Source organism: Microbispora sp. NPDC004025, assembly GCF_053604425.1.
Map to the genome: position 1 here is coordinate 272,064 of NZ_JBSGHN010000007.1, position 15,994 is coordinate 288,057.

15 protein-coding genes are annotated in these 15,994 nt (G+C 68.9%); 3 read left to right on the plus strand and 12 right to left on the minus strand.

Translation table 11 applies throughout. The annotated features are described in order from the left end of the window. Positions 1-40: 40 nt before the first annotated feature. Positions 41-1,363 carry a replicative DNA helicase gene (dnaB, locus tag ACWEQG_RS20445; RefSeq protein ID WP_169983814.1) on the minus strand — a complete coding sequence of 441 codons (1,323 nt, stop codon included), beginning with the start codon at positions 1,361-1,363 and terminating at the stop codon, positions 41-43. Between the two features lie 334 nt (positions 1,364-1,697). Here dnaB and ACWEQG_RS20450 point away from each other — a divergent pair, with 334 nt between their 5' ends. Further along, positions 1,698-3,026, plus strand: coding sequence for an MATE family efflux transporter (locus ACWEQG_RS20450; protein ID WP_452286731.1), 1,329 nt, complete (start codon positions 1,698-1,700; stop codon positions 3,024-3,026). Between the two features lie 2 nt (positions 3,027-3,028). Here the strand turns inward: ACWEQG_RS20450 and ACWEQG_RS20455 are convergent, their stop codons facing one another. The 7 genes from ACWEQG_RS20455 to rpsF form a co-directional block, all read right to left on the minus strand. Continuing rightward, positions 3,029-3,772: an amino acid ABC transporter ATP-binding protein gene (locus ACWEQG_RS20455; RefSeq protein WP_363460159.1), complete on the minus strand. Its 744-nt coding sequence runs from the start codon at positions 3,770-3,772 to the stop codon at positions 3,029-3,031. Then, positions 3,769-4,644, minus strand: coding sequence for an amino acid ABC transporter permease (locus ACWEQG_RS20460; protein WP_452286733.1), 876 nt, complete (start codon positions 4,642-4,644; stop codon positions 3,769-3,771). Before ACWEQG_RS20460 ends, ACWEQG_RS20455 begins: the two co-directional genes overlap by 4 nt. After that, positions 4,641-5,522, minus strand: coding sequence for an ABC transporter substrate-binding protein (locus tag ACWEQG_RS20465; RefSeq protein WP_452286735.1), 882 nt, complete (start codon positions 5,520-5,522; stop codon positions 4,641-4,643). The genes ACWEQG_RS20460 and ACWEQG_RS20465 overlap by 4 nt, the downstream gene beginning before the upstream one ends. Before the next feature lie 741 nt (positions 5,523-6,263). Then, positions 6,264-6,710, minus strand: a complete 447-nt coding sequence (gene rplI / locus ACWEQG_RS20470; RefSeq protein WP_030508622.1) for a 50S ribosomal protein L9 — start codon at positions 6,708-6,710, stop codon at positions 6,264-6,266. Between the two features lie 18 nt (positions 6,711-6,728). Continuing rightward, a complete protein-coding gene (gene rpsR / locus ACWEQG_RS20475; RefSeq protein WP_030508621.1) occupies positions 6,729-6,965 on the minus strand; it encodes a 30S ribosomal protein S18 in 237 nt (78 codons plus the stop codon). An 84-nt stretch (positions 6,966-7,049) separates the two neighbouring features. Further along, a complete protein-coding gene (locus ACWEQG_RS20480; RefSeq protein WP_452286737.1) occupies positions 7,050-7,580 on the minus strand; it encodes a single-stranded DNA-binding protein in 531 nt (176 codons plus the stop codon). Positions 7,581-7,682: 102 nt separating this feature from the next. Continuing rightward, positions 7,683-7,973: a 30S ribosomal protein S6 gene (rpsF, locus tag ACWEQG_RS20485; RefSeq protein ID WP_142620127.1), complete on the minus strand. Its 291-nt coding sequence runs from the start codon at positions 7,971-7,973 to the stop codon at positions 7,683-7,685. A gap of 181 nt (positions 7,974-8,154) precedes the next feature. On the opposite strand from rpsF, the gene ACWEQG_RS20490 reads away from it, so the two are divergent. Further along, entirely contained in the window at positions 8,155-8,487 is a 333-nt protein-coding gene (locus ACWEQG_RS20490; protein ID WP_346223708.1) for a hypothetical protein, read from the plus strand. 11 nt (positions 8,488-8,498) lie between these two features. Here the strand turns inward: ACWEQG_RS20490 and ACWEQG_RS20495 are convergent, their stop codons facing one another. After that, the gene (locus ACWEQG_RS20495; RefSeq protein ID WP_193203926.1) at positions 8,499-8,675 is read right to left on the minus strand and encodes a hypothetical protein; all 177 of its coding nucleotides are present in this window, start codon (positions 8,673-8,675) and stop codon (positions 8,499-8,501) included. Positions 8,676-8,857: 182 nt separating this feature from the next. On the opposite strand from ACWEQG_RS20495, the gene ACWEQG_RS20500 reads away from it, so the two are divergent. Next, positions 8,858-9,649, plus strand: a complete 792-nt coding sequence (locus tag ACWEQG_RS20500; protein ID WP_452286739.1) for a deoxyribonuclease IV — start codon at positions 8,858-8,860, stop codon at positions 9,647-9,649. A 43-nt stretch (positions 9,650-9,692) separates the two neighbouring features. On the opposite strand, the gene ACWEQG_RS20505 is transcribed toward ACWEQG_RS20500, so the two are convergent. The 3 genes from ACWEQG_RS20505 to ACWEQG_RS20515 all read right to left on the minus strand — a co-directional run bounded on the left by ACWEQG_RS20505 (position 9,693) and on the right by ACWEQG_RS20515 (position 15,942). Further along, positions 9,693-10,943, minus strand: coding sequence for a glycosyltransferase 87 family protein (locus tag ACWEQG_RS20505; RefSeq protein ID WP_452286741.1), 1,251 nt, complete (start codon positions 10,941-10,943; stop codon positions 9,693-9,695). A 113-nt stretch (positions 10,944-11,056) separates the two neighbouring features. Beyond that, the gene (locus ACWEQG_RS20510) at positions 11,057-12,421 is read right to left on the minus strand and encodes a glycosyltransferase family 87 protein (RefSeq protein ID WP_363460174.1); all 1,365 of its coding nucleotides are present in this window, start codon (positions 12,419-12,421) and stop codon (positions 11,057-11,059) included. A 1,052-nt stretch (positions 12,422-13,473) separates the two neighbouring features. Then, entirely contained in the window at positions 13,474-15,942 is a 2,469-nt protein-coding gene (locus tag ACWEQG_RS20515) for a transglycosylase domain-containing protein (protein WP_452286743.1), read from the minus strand. Positions 15,943-15,994 lie beyond the last annotated feature (52 nt).

Here is a 15,994-nt window from a genome sequence, read left to right on the forward strand (position 1 = left end):
CGGGTGCGCCGCGTCCTGACGCCGGCGGGACGGCCGTTCGTCAGTGCGTGGCCATGTCCACGAAGCGGCTGTAGTGGCCCTGGAAGGCCACCGTGACCGTGGCCGTCGGACCGTTACGGTGCTTGGCCACGATCAGGTCCGCCTCGCCCGCACGCGGCGACTCCCGCTCGTACGCGTCCTCCCGGTGCAGCAGGATGACCATGTCGGCGTCCTGCTCGATGGAGCCCGACTCACGCAGGTCCGACACCTGCGGGCGCTTGTCCGTACGCTGCTCGGGACCACGGTTGAGCTGGGAGATCGCGATGACCGGCACCTCCAGCTCCTTGGCCAGCAGCTTCAGGGCCCGGGACAGCTCGGAGACCTCCTGCTGGCGGCTCTCGGTCTTCTTCGGCGAGCTCATGAGCTGGAGGTAGTCGACGATCACGAAGCGCAGGTCGTGACGCTGCTTCAGACGGCGGCACTTCGCCCGGATCTCCATCATCGACATGTTCGGGGAGTCGTCGATGAACAGCGGCGCCTCGGCGACCTCGCCCATCCGGCGGGCCATCCGCGTCCAGTCGTCGTCGCTCATCATGCCCGAGCGCATGGTGTGCAGCGCCACCCGCGCCTCGGCCGACAGCAGACGCATGGTGATCTCGTTGCGCGACATTTCCAGCGAGAAGACGACCGTGGTCATCCCATGCTTGATCGCCGCAGATCGGGCGAAATCCAGACCTAGTGTGCTTTTTCCGATCGCAGGCCGGGCGGCCACGACGATCATCTGGCCGGGGTGGAGGCCGTTGGTCAGGGCGTCGAGGTCCTGGAAGCCGGTCGGGACGCCGACCATCTGGCCGCCGCGGCTGCCGATGGCCTCGATCTCGTCCAGCGCCGACGGCATGATCTCCGCCAGCGGGAGGTAGTCCTCGGAGGTGCGGCGCTCGGTGACCTTGTAGATCTCGGCCTGTGCGCGGTCGACCAGGTCGTCGACCTCCTCGCCCTGGCCGCCGTACCCGTAGGAGACGATGCGGGTACCGGCCTCGATGAGGCGGCGCAGGACGGCCTGCTCCCGGACGATCTTCGCGTAGTAGCCGGCGTTCGCGGCGGTGGGCACGATCGCGGTCAGCGTGTGCAGGTAGGCGCCGCCGCCGACGCGGGCGACCTCGCCGCGCTTTTGCAGCTCGTCGAAGACGGTCACCGAGTCGGCGGGCTCGCCCCGGCCGTACAGGTCGGTGATCACTTCGAAGACGATCTGGTGGGCGGGCCGGTAGAAGTCGTCGGCGCGCAGCACCTCGATCACGTCGGCGATGGCGTCCTTGGACAGCAGCATGCCGCCCAGGACCGACTGCTCGGCCTCGATGTTGTGCGGCGGCGTCCGCTCGAACATCGAGTCGGAGCCTCCCGGTCCACCCGGGAAGTCGAGCACGCTCACCTCACACCCCCTGCCCGGTGGTCACAGCATCACCAGCCCGGTGCGCAAGTCTCCCCAAGCGCAGGGGTGAGCGGCAACTCGACCGGTGGACAACCCTGTGGACAACGTGTGCAGTGCGTGCGTACGACATGTGAAAACCCTGGGGACGATCCTGTGGACAGAGATGTGGCCGCACTGCCGAAGTCCGCTCCCACCTGGGATTTCGATATCCACGGCCTGTGGAAGGAAGAAACTCACCGAAGTTTTTGATACCGATCGAGCATGGCTCCGTAAGCCGCAAAATAGGCTTATGCCACTTACCTCCGGAACGGGACACGGCCGTGCCCACGACAGGGAGATCCTCAGGCTCGCGATCCCGGCGTTCGGGGCACTGGTAGCCGAGCCGCTCTTCCTGCTCACCGACTCCGTCATCGTCGGCCACCTCCCCGATCCTGCACTCGGCGCTCTCGGCGTTGCCAGCGCGGCCCTGTCCGCTCTCGTCGGGCTGTGCGTGTTCCTCGCGTACGCCACCACGGCCGCGGTCGCACGGCGGCTGGGGGCGGGGGACGTCAGGCAGGCGATGCGCCAGGGGATGGACGGCCTGTGGCTGGCCGCGATCATCGGTCTGGCCGTCAGCGTGGCGTGCTGGCCTCTTGCTCCGTTTATCGTACACCTGTTCGGAGCGACGGGCGAGCTCGCCGCGCAGGCCGTCACCTATCTGCGCATCAGCCTCCTGGGCACCCCCGGCATGCTGCTGATCCTCGCCGGCACCGGCGTCCTGCGCGGGCTGCAGGACACCCGTACGCCGCTGGCCGTGTCCGTCGCGTCGTTCGCACTCAACGGCCTGCTCAACATCTGGTTCGTGCTCGGCCTGGGCTGGGGGATCGCCGGGTCGGCCTGGGGCACGGTCGTCGCCCAGTCCCTGGCCGCCGCGACCTACCTCGTGCTGGTCGTGCGGACCGCCCGCGCGCACGGCGCCTCGCTGCTGCCCGACCTCGCCGGGGTGCGGGCCGCGGGCGCCGCCGGGTTCGCCCTGGTCGTCCGTACGGCATGCCTGCAGGCCGTGCTGCTCGTCGCCACCTCGCTCGCCACCCGGATGGGCGACGACCAGATCGGCGCGCACACGATCGCCGCCCGGATCTGGACGTTCCTCGCCTTCGCCCTCGACGCCATCGCCATCGCGGGACAGGCCATCACGGGCCGGGCACTCGGCGCGGGCGACACCGAGCGCACCCGCGCGGCCACCCGGCGCATGGTCGTATGGGGTGTCGCGTGCGGCGTCGTCTTCTGCGCCGCCGTCCTGCTGGCGCGCCCGCTGGTCCCGGCCCTGTTCGACGCGCAGGGCGAGGCGGCCGCCGAGCTGCTCGCCGTGCTGTGGCCGGTCGCGCTCCTGCAGCCGGTCGCGGGCGTCGTGTTCGTCCTGGACGGGGTCCTCATCGGGGCGGGCGACCAGCGCTACCTGGCCTGGGCGGGGCTGTGGACGACGCTGGCCTACCTGCCGTTCGCCGCCGTCGCCGGCAGCCTGGTCGGCCTGTGGCTCGCGCTCGGCGCCTGGATGGCCGCCCGGCTCGTCACGCTCGCCCTCCGCGCGTACGGCACCGCCTGGATGGTCACCGGTGCCTCGCGGACCGCCGCCTGACGTCACATCCGGCGGGCCTCCAGGACGCGCTGGAGGAACGCCCGGGTGCGGGGGTGCTCCGGCGCGCTGAAGATCTGCTCGGGGGGACCGCTCTCCAGCAGCACGCCGCCTTCGAGGAAGCACACGGTGTCGGCGATGTCGCGGGCGAAGCCCATCTCGTGGGTGGCCAGGATCATCGTCATCCCGGTTTCCTTCAGCTCGCGGATCACACCGAGCACCTCGGTGACCAGCGTGGGATCGAGCGCGGAGGTGACCTCGTCGAGCAGGAGCAGGCGGGGGTCGGTCGCGACCGCGCGGATGACGGCCACCCGCTGCTGCTGACCGCCGGACAGGCGGTCGGGATACTCCCCCGCCTTGTCGGCCAGCCCGAACCGGTCGAGCAGCTCCCGTGCCCTGGCCTCGGCCTCCTCGGGGCGCACGCCGTGCACCTTGCGCGGCGCGAGCGTGATGTTGTCGAGCACGGTCATGTGCGGGAACAGGTTGTAGGCCTGGAACACCATCCCGATGCGGCGGCGGACGTCGTCCGCGTCGGCCCGGACGTCGGTGATCTCCGTGCCGTCGAGGTAGACGGCGCCGTCGTCGATCGTCTCCAGCAGGTTGACGCAGCGCAGCAGCGTCGACTTGCCCGAGCCGGAGGCCCCGATCAGGCAGACGACCTCGTGCGGCGCGACCTCCAGGTCGATGCCGCGCAGCACGCTCAGCCCGTGATAGTGCTTCCAGACGCCCTCGACCTTGAGCAGGCTCATGCCGTGCCGCCTCCCGTCTGACGCCGGGCCACCCGCGCCGCGAGATGGTCGGTGAACCGCGCCATCGGCACCGTCAGCAGGATGAACAGCAACGCGGCCGCCAGGTAGGGCGTGTAGTTGAAGTCGTATTGAGCATGGATCGAGGCCTGCCGCAGCGCCTCCAGCGGGCCGATCACGGAGACCAGCGCGGTGTCCTTCTGCAGCGAGACGAAATCGTTGAGCAGCGGCGGGATCACCCGCCGCACCGCCTGCGGCAGCACCACGTAACGCATCGTCTGGCCGTGGCTCAGCGCCAGCGACCGCGCCGCCGCCCGCTGGCTCGGGTGCACCGACTCGATCCCCGCCCGGAACACCTCCGCGACGTACGCCCCGTAGGACAGGACGAGCGCGATGATGCCGAGCGTGACCGGGTCGCGCGGCGTGCCCTGCAGTTCGAGTGCCGGGATGCCGAACCCGACCAGGTAGATGAGCAGGATGGTCGGGATGCCGCGGAAGACATCGGTGTAGAGCACGGCCAGCGCGCGCAGCGGGAAGAACACCGGCGCGCGCAGCCCCCGCACCAGCGCGACGAGGAGCCCCAGCACCAGGATGAACACCTCGGCGACGAGGAACATCTTGATGTTGAGCAGGAACCCGCGCAGCACGTCGGGCAGCGCCTTCGCGAAGGCCTCGGGACTGAGGAAGGTCTCCTGCACCCGCGGCCAGCCGGGCGACGCGGTGACCACGACGACCAGGGCGACCACCACGACGATCGTGGACGCGGTCGCGATCGAGACCGACCGCCGCGCGCGGCCGCGCAGCTCCGCCTCCCGGCGAAGCTGCCGCTCGCTCTTCACCCACACGCGGGCCCCGGAGGTCTCCCCGTCGGTCACTTCAGCTCCGGCGCGCCCGCGGCGGCGGTCAGCCACTGGCTCTCGATCTTCGCCAGCTCACCGGACGACTTCAGCTCGCCGATCGCCTTGTCCACGCAGCTCACCAGCGGGCTGCCCTTCTGGAACAGCAGACCGAACTCCTCGGGCTCGCCGCTGTTCGCGGCGAACTGGCCGACGATCTTCGAGCCCTCCACCTGGGCGGCGGTGACGTAGAAGGCGGTCGGCAGGTCGACGACGATCGCGTCGATCTGCTTGTTCTTCAGCGCGTTGACCGCGTCCACCTGCTGGTTGAAGACGCTCGGGTCCTTGGCGGGCTGGATGACCGACCGCACCGCCTCCAGGGCGGTGGTGCCGGCCTGCACGCCGATCTTGGCGTCCATGAGCTCGGCGAGGCTCGTGGCGGAGGCGAACTTCGTGCCGCCGAGGGCCACGACGCCCTGTTTGACGCTGTAGTAGCCCTGGCTGAAGTCGACGGCCTTGGCCCGGGCGGGTGTGATGGAGACCTGGTTGACGTCGAAGTCGAACTGCTTGGGCCCGGGAGCGAACGACGAGTCGAACGGCACGACCGTCCAGGCGACCTCGTCCTTGCTGAAGCCCATCTTCTCGGCCACCGCGTAGGCGACGGCGCTCTCGAAGCCCTGCCCGTTGGCGGGGTCGTCATCCTTGAACCACGGCTCGTACGCCGGCTTGTCGGTGCCGATCGTGAGCTTGCCCGGGGTGGTGAGCTTCAGGCCCTCCTTCGCGCACGCGTTCGCGGCCGCGGAACCGGCCGGGCTGGCGGCGCCGCTCGCGGTGGTGGAGGTGTCGTTCGCCGGTGCGCAGGCGGCGGCCGCCAGCACAAGGGCGCCGGACGCCAGCAGGAGAGTAGGACGGCGCATCACAGCCTCCATCGGGGGGACTTACCACGAAATCCGCTGAATCGGACGGCAAGATACTAGCGTTCCGTATAACCCTTGTTTACCTGAGGGGAATCGCCTCGTCGCCCGCCACGGACCGGCCAGTGGCGCTGACCTTCAACCGCTGTACGAGAGCCCGCACAACGTCCGCTCCTGGTGATGCGAGTGGGCAGACCCATCGCCATACTGCGGAAAACGTCAGCACGCTTAGCTACGCTGACGGAGCATGCAGGGGCTCCGACCTCGTGTCAAGGAAAGCCGGAGCCCCGCACTGCGAGAGCGGGCCTGGGTCAGGTAGGCGCCTACCTGGGCCCGCCGCCGTTCAGCCACCAGTCCACGGCGATCAGCACCGCTCGGATCGCGAGCGGGACCCAGTCACCGGAACGCAGCGACCTTCTCCTTCGCCTTCTGGCACCCATCGAGATGTTCTCCTTCGGCCCCATTCCTTGGGGATGGACCGGGGGCCTGACGGTCGATCCCTATAGGCGACCAACCGCTGACGGGTGTGAATGCGACAGGAGAAGCGTATGGCCCCCACCCGACAAACCGCCGGGCTTCGCGGTCCGCGTCCCGCCCCAGACGCCCGCTCGTCGGGCGCGAGTGGAGCGCGACGCGGGGGAAAGGGTGCTCTGCGCATAAGGCCTACGGGGACATGGTTGGCGAGACGACGAAGGGCCCCTCTCCGACGTGCGGAGAAGGGCCCTCGACGGACTACTGCGGGTGTCAGCCCGCGACCACCTCGACATCGAGGGTGGCGGCGACCTCCGGGTGCAGCCGAACGCTCACCTTGTGGGTGCCGACGCTCTTGATCGCGTTACCGATCTCGATGCGACGGCGGTCGAGCTGCGGACCGCCGGCGGCCTTGACGGCATCGGCGATGTCACCGGTCGTGATCGAGCCGAACAGCCGGCCCGACTCGCCCGCGCGGGTCTTGAGCCGCACCTTGAGGGCGCCGAGCTGGCCGGCGACCTCCTTGGCGGAGCCCAGGTCACGGATCTCGCGGGCGGCACGCGCCTTCTTCAGCGAGGCGACCTGCGACTCGGCGCCGCGGGTCCACCGGATGGCGAAGCCACGGGGAATGAGGTAGTTGCGGCCGTAGCCGTCCTTGACCTCGACGATGTCGCCGGGGGCACCGAGGCCGGAGACCTCAGTGGTGAGGATGAGCTTCATTGTCCTGAGTCTCCTTTCTCAGCGCGCGGTGCTCGTGTACGGCAGCAGGGCCATCTCACGGGCGTTCTTGATAGCGGTCGCCACGTCGCGCTGGTGCTGGGTGCAGTTGCCCGTCACCCGGCGGGCACGGATCTTGCCGCGGTCGGAGATGAACTTCCGCAGCAGCCCCGTGTCCTTGTAGTCGACGTAGGAGATCTTGTCGTGGCAGAAAAGGCAAACCTTCTTCTTGGGCTTGCGAATCGCCGGCTTCGCCATCGTGGTGCTCCTCTCAGAGCCCCGCATGAAGCGGGAATGGTCGCTCGGTTGTGTTTACAGTGGGTGGGACCGGAAGGGCCCGACCTAGAAGGGCGGCTCGTCGCTGAAGTCGCCGCCGAAGCCGCCACCGCCCTGCGGGCCGCCGCCGAAACCGCCGCCGCCGAAGCCCCCCTGGGGAGCGGGCGCCGCGGTCGCCCACGGGTCGTTCGCCGGGCCGCCGAAGCCACCGCCGCCGCCACCGCCCTGACGCGTGGTCTTGTTGACCTTCGCCGTGGCGTTGCGCAGCGAGGGGCCGACCTCGTCGACCTCGACCTCGTAGACCGTGCGCTTCTCGCCTTCCTTGGTCTCGTACGACCGTTGGCGCAGCCGTCCCTGCACGATCACCCGCATGCCGCGCTGGAGGCTCTCGGCGACGTTCTCCGCCGCCTGCCGCCAGACGTTGCAGGTGAGGAACAGGCCCTCGCCGTCCTTCCACTCGTTGGTCTGCCTGTCGAGGAACCGCGGAGTGGACGCGATGCGGAACCGGGCCACGGCCTGCCCCGTCGGGGTGAAGCGCAGCTCCGGGTCGTCGACAAGGTTGCCGACGATGGTGATCTGGGTGTCGCCTGCTGCCATCGGTCGCTTTCGCCTTCCTATCCCGTCAGCTGAGCTGTCAAGGGCTCAGAGTACGGCCCGGGCCCGACAAACCGCCGGGCTTCGGGGTTGTGCCAGTTGAGCTCAGTGAAGCTCGGGGCGGATGACCTTGGTGCGGAGGATGCCCTCGTTCAGGTTGAGCTGGCGGTCCAGCTCCTTCACGGTGGCGGGCTCGGCGGTCAGGTCGACCACGGCGTAGATGCCCTCGGACTTCTTGGCGATGTCGTAGGACAGGCGGCGACGGCCCCAGACGTCGACCTTCTCCACGGTGCCGCCGTCGTTGCGGACGACACTGAGGAACTGGTCGAGCGACGGCTGCACGGTGCGCTCGTCGAGGGACGGGTCGAGAATGACCATCATCTCGTAGCGACGCATGAGTGATCCAACCTCCTCTGGACTCTTGCGGTCACGACGCCTTGCCGTGACAGGAGGACCCTGCGCTTCGGCCGGCCAGCGATGCCCCCGGCCCTTATCAGACGCAGTCGAATAAGGCTACCAGCCCCTTGGCCTTACCCGTTCCGAAGAGCGAAACTGGAGGTCGGAGAGGGGGTAGGCGATGCCAGACGCCGTCGGCCGGAAAAGAGGGCACCCCGTCCACCTCACGTTGAACACGGACGGCAGGCCGCACCCGGCGGAGAACGCGATGACGATCGCGACGCTGGTGTGCGGCCTGGTGGCGTTCGTCACGGGCTTCATCGTGACGGCCCATATGATCGCGTCATGGGTGGGCGCGATCGGGTTCTGGGGCGGCCTGTACGCCCAGTTCGTCTCGTCGACCACGAGACAGCGCGCGCTGATCATCGTGGGGGTCGTGGGATCGTTCGTCGGCGCCGCGCTGGGGATAGCGCACGGCGGCTTCTTCCCCCGCGGGTTCTCACTGCGCGGCTGAGAAGCGGCCGCTCAGCCGCCGATGTGCAGGTCGACGCCGAGCAGCACGAGGAACCACAGGAAGACCGCGATCAGGGCCTGGGCGACCTGCTTGAGGAGCGTGGGGGTGATGTAGTCGTGGAGCCAGGCCACGTAGAGCCCGACGAGGATGTAGATGAGAAGGATGAAGCTGCCTAAGCGATATCTCATGCTCGTCTCCTTGTGGACGAAGTAGTATCGCGCGCGGGTTCTGGGGGCGCGTGACACGCGACTGCCCTGATTCGCGCCTCTGAAACAGCGCGCCCTCTTGAAACGCTCTTGGAGAGCGCCTAGAGTTCGCCCTTCGCGTCGGCGGCCCCCTTCTCATCCAGGCAAGCAGTTGGAGGAACGGCATGGACAGCCACATCGGCGCCCGCCCGCGGATCGGAGCCCACGTCGACCAGGACGACCCGCTCGCGCACGCGGCGGCCCGCGACGCCGACGTGGTGCAGTTCTTCCTCGGCGACCCCCAGGGGTGGAAGAGCCCGGTGACGCCCGCCACCGCCGACGCCCTGCGCGCGTCGGACGTGGACGTCTACGTGCACGCGCCGTACGTCATCAACGTGGCCACGGCGAACAACCGCATCCGCATTCCGAGCCGCAAGCTGCTCGACGCGCACCTCAAGGCGGCGGCGGCCATCGGCGCCAAGGGCCTGATCGTCCACGGCGGCCATGTCAACGCCGGCGACGACCCCCAGGCCGGCTTCGACAACTGGCGCAAGGTCTTCGAGCGCACCGAGTGCCCGATCCCGGTGCTGATCGAGAACACGGCCGGCGGCGGCAACGCGATGGCGCGCAAGCTGGATCGCATCGCCCGGCTGTGGGACGCCGTGACGGCCGGCGCCCCCGACCCTTCGGTCGTCGGATTCTGCCTGGACACCTGCCACTTCCACGCGGGCGGCGAGGAGCTCGCCGGGCTCGTGGAGCGGGTGAAGGCGATCACCGGCCGCATCGACCTCATCCACTGCAACGACTCGCGGGACGCCTTCGACTCCGGTGCCGACCGGCACGCCAATCTGGGCAGCGGGCAGATCGACCCCGAGCTGATCCTGGAGGTCTGCCGGACGGCCGGGGCGCCGATCGTGGTCGAGACGCCGTTCGACGGCCAGGCCGACGACATCGCGTACCTGCGCAAGCACCTGTAGACGACCGTCCACACCCTGTGGATAAATCTGCGGATTGAGAACCTCAGGCAGTGGGTACCGCTGCCTGAAGGCTCCACTCGCCCCGCACCCGGCCGGGCCCGCGCGTGGCGCGCCACAGCTGCACGTACGACGTGACCGCGGCGGCCAGGACGACGAGGTTGCGCACGACCAGCACGAGCGTCCCCGGCAGGGTGCCCGTCCAGCTGTAGTCCAGCTCCATCCAGGGGTACATGATCCCCGTCAGCAGGGCGGCGACCAGGACGAGCAGGGCGGCCGGCCGCTGCGTCGGGCCGGGCCGGTCGCGCCGCACCGACAGGATGACGGCGGCGACGCCGACCACCCACACGAGATACTGCGGCGACAGCACCCGGCTGGTGGCGACCAGGAAGAGCACGGTGGTGAGCGCGGCGTCGTGATACGACCGCGGGCTAGGGGCCGCCCGCAGCCACCACACACCGATCAGCGCCAGCGCCACCGGGGTGGCGGCCAGGCTCAGCAGCGCCGCGGCGTGCGCGCCGGGGCCCACGACCTCCATCGCGCCGTGCTGGTAGGTGGTGTGGCCGTCCCACCAGCCGAGGGCCCGGGCGAGCGCGAACGGCGTGGCGGCCAGCGACTCGATCTGCAGGCCCCGCTCCTCCTGCGCGGTCAGGAAGTCCAGCGTGTGCGGCACGACCAGGGCGGTCACACCGCATCCCGCCACGGCGACGGCGAGCGTGAACCCGGACGCGGTCAGCAGCTCGCGCCAGCGCCGCAGGCCGGCGAGCAGCGCGACCGGCCACGCCTTCACCAGGAGCCCGATGCCGATGAGCGACCCGCGCACCGCCGGGCTCGCCGACGTCGTCAGCGCCAGCACCGCCACGAGCGTGACCATGAGGTCGTACCGCGCGAGGAGCACCGGGCCGAGCAGGGCCGCGCCGACGGTCCACGCCCACGGGCCCGTACGGCCGCCGCCGCGGCGCGGGCCCAAGGACCGCGAGACGGAGAACCGCCACAGCAGGAGCAGGATCGCGAGGTCGCACAGAAGCGCCAGCAGGGAGAAGGCGAAGTGGTAGTCCAGCGGCAGCAGGCGGGGGGCGAGCAGCGGCAGCGCCGCGAACGGCGGGTACTGCCACTTCTCGTCACCCGCCGGGAACTCCCCCTCGGCCAGGATGTCGGACCAGTCGCGGTAGAGCGTGACGTCGTTGGTGAAGGCCTCGCCGTGCCCTGTCGGGATGGTCTGGGTCGAGACGAGGAGGAGCGCCCCCCGGGTCGCCGCCCAGACCAGCAGCAGGAGCCATGGCGGCCTCCGGCGCATCGCCGTCTCCCCCGTTCGTCGCCCACACTCTCACGCGACGTTACGCGATGCCTCGGCTCGGACCGCTCCCGTCCGCCGCGACGGGCGCGAAATCCGATGTAAGTTTCAGGCCCTCACACCGTCTCCGGCTGCTGCCGCGTGCCTCGGGCGAGGAGCGAACGGCGCAGTACGAGGCGATCCTCGGCGCCGTCGAAGACCCCGCCCGACGGGTCGTCGGCGTCCGCCTGGCGTACGACGTCGTGCTCGGGCCGCAGGATGTCGCGGACGACGAGCGCCATGAGGATGACGATGGTCAGCGCCCGGGCCCAGACCGACAGGAAGTACGGGTCGTCGCCGATGCCGAGGGCGGGTTCGCCGGTCTGGGTGACCAGGTAGAGCCAGATCGAGAAGAAGTACCAGCACTCGGCGACCTGCCAGGCGGCCAGCGCGCCCCACCTGGGCCTGGCCAGCACCGCGAACGGCACCAGCCACAGGACGTACTGCGGCGACCACACCTTGTTTGTGATCATGAAGGCGGCCAGGGCGAGGAAGCACAGCTGCATCAGGCGCGGCCGCCGCGGCGCGGCGAGCGCGAGCACGGCGACACCGAGCAGCAGCACCGCCAACGCGGCCATGGCCATGGTGTTCAGCTTCTCCGGGTCGCCGAGAAAGGCCAGGAAGCCGGGCCTTTCCATGCCGAACCACTGGGTCTTCTGGAAGAAGAACCACAGCCCGCCCCAGTCGGCGCCGCGCTCGCTGCTGAAGGCGTAGAACCGCTTCCAGCCTTCGAAGTTGACCAGCATGATCGGCACGTTCACCAGTAACCACGTGAACGCCGCCGCGGCCGCCGTCTTCAGGAACGGCACCCACTTGGCCGTACGCGCCGTGAGCAGGAACAACGCGCCGAAGAACATGAGCGGGTAGAACTTCGTGGCCACGGCGAGGGCCAGCAGCACGCCCGCGAGCCACGGCCGGTCCTTGGCCCAGGCCAGCAGGCCGCCGAGCGCCAGCGCCCCCGCGGCCAGGTCCCAGTTGATGTACGCGCAGAGGATGACGGCCGGGCCGATGGCGTACCAGAGGGCGTCCCAGCGGCGGGCCGGGCCGGCCAGTGCGGCCGTCAGCAGCACGCCCGCGACCAGCGAGATTCCCATGAGGATCACGGTGACGTCGTAGAACACGATCCCGTCGCCGCCCGCGAGCCGGCGGGCGAACTCCATGATCCCGCCGATGCCGACCGGGTATTCGACGGGATAGTCGACGTAGGGGACCTTGCCCTCGTTGAGCTTCTCCGCCCAGAACAGCGGATAGATGTCGGTGTAGCAGAAGTTGGTGAACTGCCCGACACCGCCGTTCCAGGCACCGTCGAACCGGCAGGCGTGCTTCCACAGGTATGCGAGAACGGCGCCGAGCCCCGCGAGAAGCCCGAGAGGCAGGTACGGCACCGCCCGCGCGGCGACCCCGGGCAGCGGGGCGGAGTCGTTCGTGGTCCGGGTCGTCATGCTCGGTATTGCACCACTCATCCTGCGTGCTTGGCGACTCCCCAAGACGTCGAGTCCCGCGCATGAGGCATGAACGAGCTAGATCGAGCCGTACCGTGAGATGCCTTCTCACGGTACGGCCCGACAGCAGACGGACTCCTGGCTTCGGCCGCCCATGGTGGTCCACCGCCGCACCCGTGTTGAGCACGACCAGGCAGTGACCTGCAGTTAGAGGTTGCAACTCAAAATGCGAATTGCAGGGGTGGCCGGGGACGGTACACCGCCGAGCGACCCCGACATCGACTGACGGCCTGATGGCATCCGTTAACAGGGGACGTGGCTACCCCCATTCTCCAGATGCGGGCTATAAACCCAGCCTCTCCAGCCGAATTCGTCCTCTGCATAAGTCCAGGGATTCCCCGACTCGTTGTATATGAAGCAGAAGTAGTTGTAGAGGTAGCCCGCGCCATTATATGAAGCGACGCTACAGTTGGCGTGCGGACCGTAACGCATCGGTACCGTTTCCGACACGCTCTCGCCGATAGCGCTGTCCCGATCGCGGGGATTCGGATGCGACGAACAAGTCCGGGCGGCACTGGCGTTTGCCGGGACGGGTAGGTTGACGATCGAGCAAATGGCTACTGCAGTCGCGATGCCGACTAAACTCCTGCGAATCGCCATCAAAGCCCCCTTTGCTGGACAGTTCACCTTCTATCTGTAGATCATTACAGTGGAATCGACAAAGAGTCAAGAGTTCGGTGCTGTATCCACACGACGAGCACCTCCAGCACAGCGGTGAGGCCACCGCCCGAATCGGCAGGCGATATCGGCGAGACATGAAAAGTGATATGAGCGGAAGAAGAACTGCCCGAGTCCTCCATTCCTGACCAGCTGCGGTGAGCCCTCCGCAGGTGCAAGAGAACGGCGCTGGGCCCTGCCGGGAAGCCGGTGAGCAGAACGCCACTGCACGCTCGCTGATCCCGCGGACGGTGGAGCTCGGATTGGCGACTCCGTCAACCGGAAGGGCCCGCGGCGGAGGTCGCCACGGGCCCTTCGGAGTGCCTGATCGAGGCTCAGGCGCCGCTGCCGTCCTTGCCGGTGCCGGATCCCGAGGACATCGCCGCGGGAATGTTCAGCGGGACGTCGTTGCCGGCGCCGGGGCCGCCGTCCTGGCCGCCCTGGCCCGGATCGTCGCCGAAGCCCCGGCCGCCGCCGTCGCCGTTGTCACACCCCGGGCCGCCGTCGTAGCAGCCGTCGTCGTCGAGGAAGTCGTTCGGGATGTCGTTGGGGAACCCGCCGTCGTCCGGTTCCGGGCTCGGCGACGGCGTCGGGCTCGGCACCAGGTTCTCGGGGGTGCCCACGCCGGCCTTGGGCGGGAACTGCTCGACCGGCTTGCCCGCGAGCGCCTCCATCATGAACGTCCGCCAGATCGTGGTCGGCGGGCCGGCGCCCTCGAAGCCCAGCGACACCTCTTTGACGTGGGTGTACGGGTTGTTGGGGCCGTACTTCTTGCTCGGCTTTCCACCCGGGGTGGTCGGGCAGTTGGAGTACAGCGGCTGCACGATCTTGCCGCTCTTGGTCTCGCACTGCTCGCGGTACATGCCCACTGCGACCGACAACTGAGGGGTGAAGCCGACGAACCAGGCTTCCTTCTCGTCGTTGTTGGTGCCGGTCTTGCCCGCGGCCGGGCGGCCGATGCCCTTGCCCGCCGCCGTGCCCGACTTGAGGACCTCCTCCATGGCCACCACGGAGTCGGCCGCCGCCTCGGGCGTGATCACCTGCTTGACGTCCCGCCGCTCGGCGAAGACGACCTCCTTGTCCTTCCGGACCTCCTTGACCACGTGGTAGTCGACGTGCTTGCCCTCGTTGGCGAAGATCGAGTAGCCGGCGGCCTGCTCGACCGGGGTCACCCCGGCGCTGCCGATGGAGAACTGGTACTTGTGGTCCGCGATGTCCTTGTCCAGGCTCTCCTTGCTGAGCCCCGCCTCCTCGGCGATCTGCTTCACCGCGCTGAGTTGACCGACCGTGCCGTTCGCCTCGTCGAGCTTGTACGCCATGGAGGCGAAGGCCGTGTTGATCGAGTGGGAGGTCGCATAGATCGCGTTGATGGCACTCGGCACCGAGTGGCCGTTGGTGATGCCCTTCTCGAAGCCCGGCAGCTTCTCCGGCACGGTCTGGTTTCCGGGCAGGAAGCTGTTCAGGCTGTATCCGGCGTCCAGCCAGGCGGCCAGCACGTACGGCTTGAACGCCGACGCGGCCTGCTTTCTGGACTGGAACGGCTCGTTCCAGGGGTCCTTGAGATAGTCGTTGCCGCCGTAGAAGGCGACCACCCGTCCCGTCTCGGGATCCACGGCGGCCAGACCGGCGTGGAACTCCTTCGACATAGAGGACATGGTGGCGGTCACCGCCTTCTTGGCGGCCTGCATGAGCTTCTTGTCGAAGGTCGAGATGATCTTGTAGCCGCCGCTCCTGACCTGGTCCGCGGACAGGTGCATGCGCGACTCCAGCTCGTTCATGACCTGGGTGACCATGTAGCCCTTGAGACCGCCCAGGTCGTTGCTGTTGCGCGCGGGGGCGGTCTTGGGGAACTTGGCCGTGCTCGGCAGCTTTCCGTACTTGCCCGGGTCGAGGGCCGCCATGGCGTTGACGACGTCCTTGAACCGGCCCTGCAGCTGCGGGGAGTCGGCGTCAAGCGCCGGCGTCTGGATGCGCGCGGCGAGATAGGCGCCCTGCTCCTGAGTGAGCTGGTCGACGTGCTTCTTGAAGTACGCCATCGCGGCGGCCTCGATGCCGTACGCGCGCCCGAAGTTCACCGTGTTGAGGTACTGCAGCAGGATCTGGTCCTTGGTCATCTCCTGGTCGAGCTTGACCGCGACGAAGATCTCCTTGAACTTTCTCTTGATCGACACTTCCTGGCTGAGGCCGTCGTAGTAGTTGCGGGCCATCTGCTGGGTGATCGTCGAGGCGCCCTGGAGCTGCTGCCCGGTCGCCGTCATATAGACCGACCGAATCATGCCGGAGATGGAGATGCCGGAGTCGTCGCGGAAGGTCTTGTTCTCGATCGCGATGACGGCGTCCTGGACGTGCCGCGGCACCTTCTTGATGTCGTTCACGATGACGCGCGGGGTGCCGACCTTGGCGATCAGCGTCTTGCCGTCGTTGTAGTAGATGGCGCTGCCTTCGGAGATCGCGTCCGCCTGGGTCGCGGTCGGCGTCGGGGTGTTGGCGTACGCCACCGCGATCATGCCGAAGGTGCCGACGGCCAGCACGGTGAAGGCCGCCACGAGGATCTTCCAGCTCGGCAGGAAGCGCTTCCAGCCCGTACGGCGCGGCTTCTCGTCGTCCTCGTCGAAGTCGTCGAAGTCTCGCGGATCCCGGGGGCCACGCCCGCCGGGCCCTTCGGGGCCTCCTGGGCCTCCCGGTCCAGCCGGGCCGCCGGGACCGCGGCCGCCCCGGCCCGGGGGCCTGCGGCGGCGGCCGCCGGTCTGGATCGCCTCGGTGCTCTGCCCGTCGGCATCCCCGCGGCGGCCACCGCCCGGCATGCCCATCGCCTGGGTGCGCTCGTCGCCCCCGGAAACGCCGGGACGGCCGGGC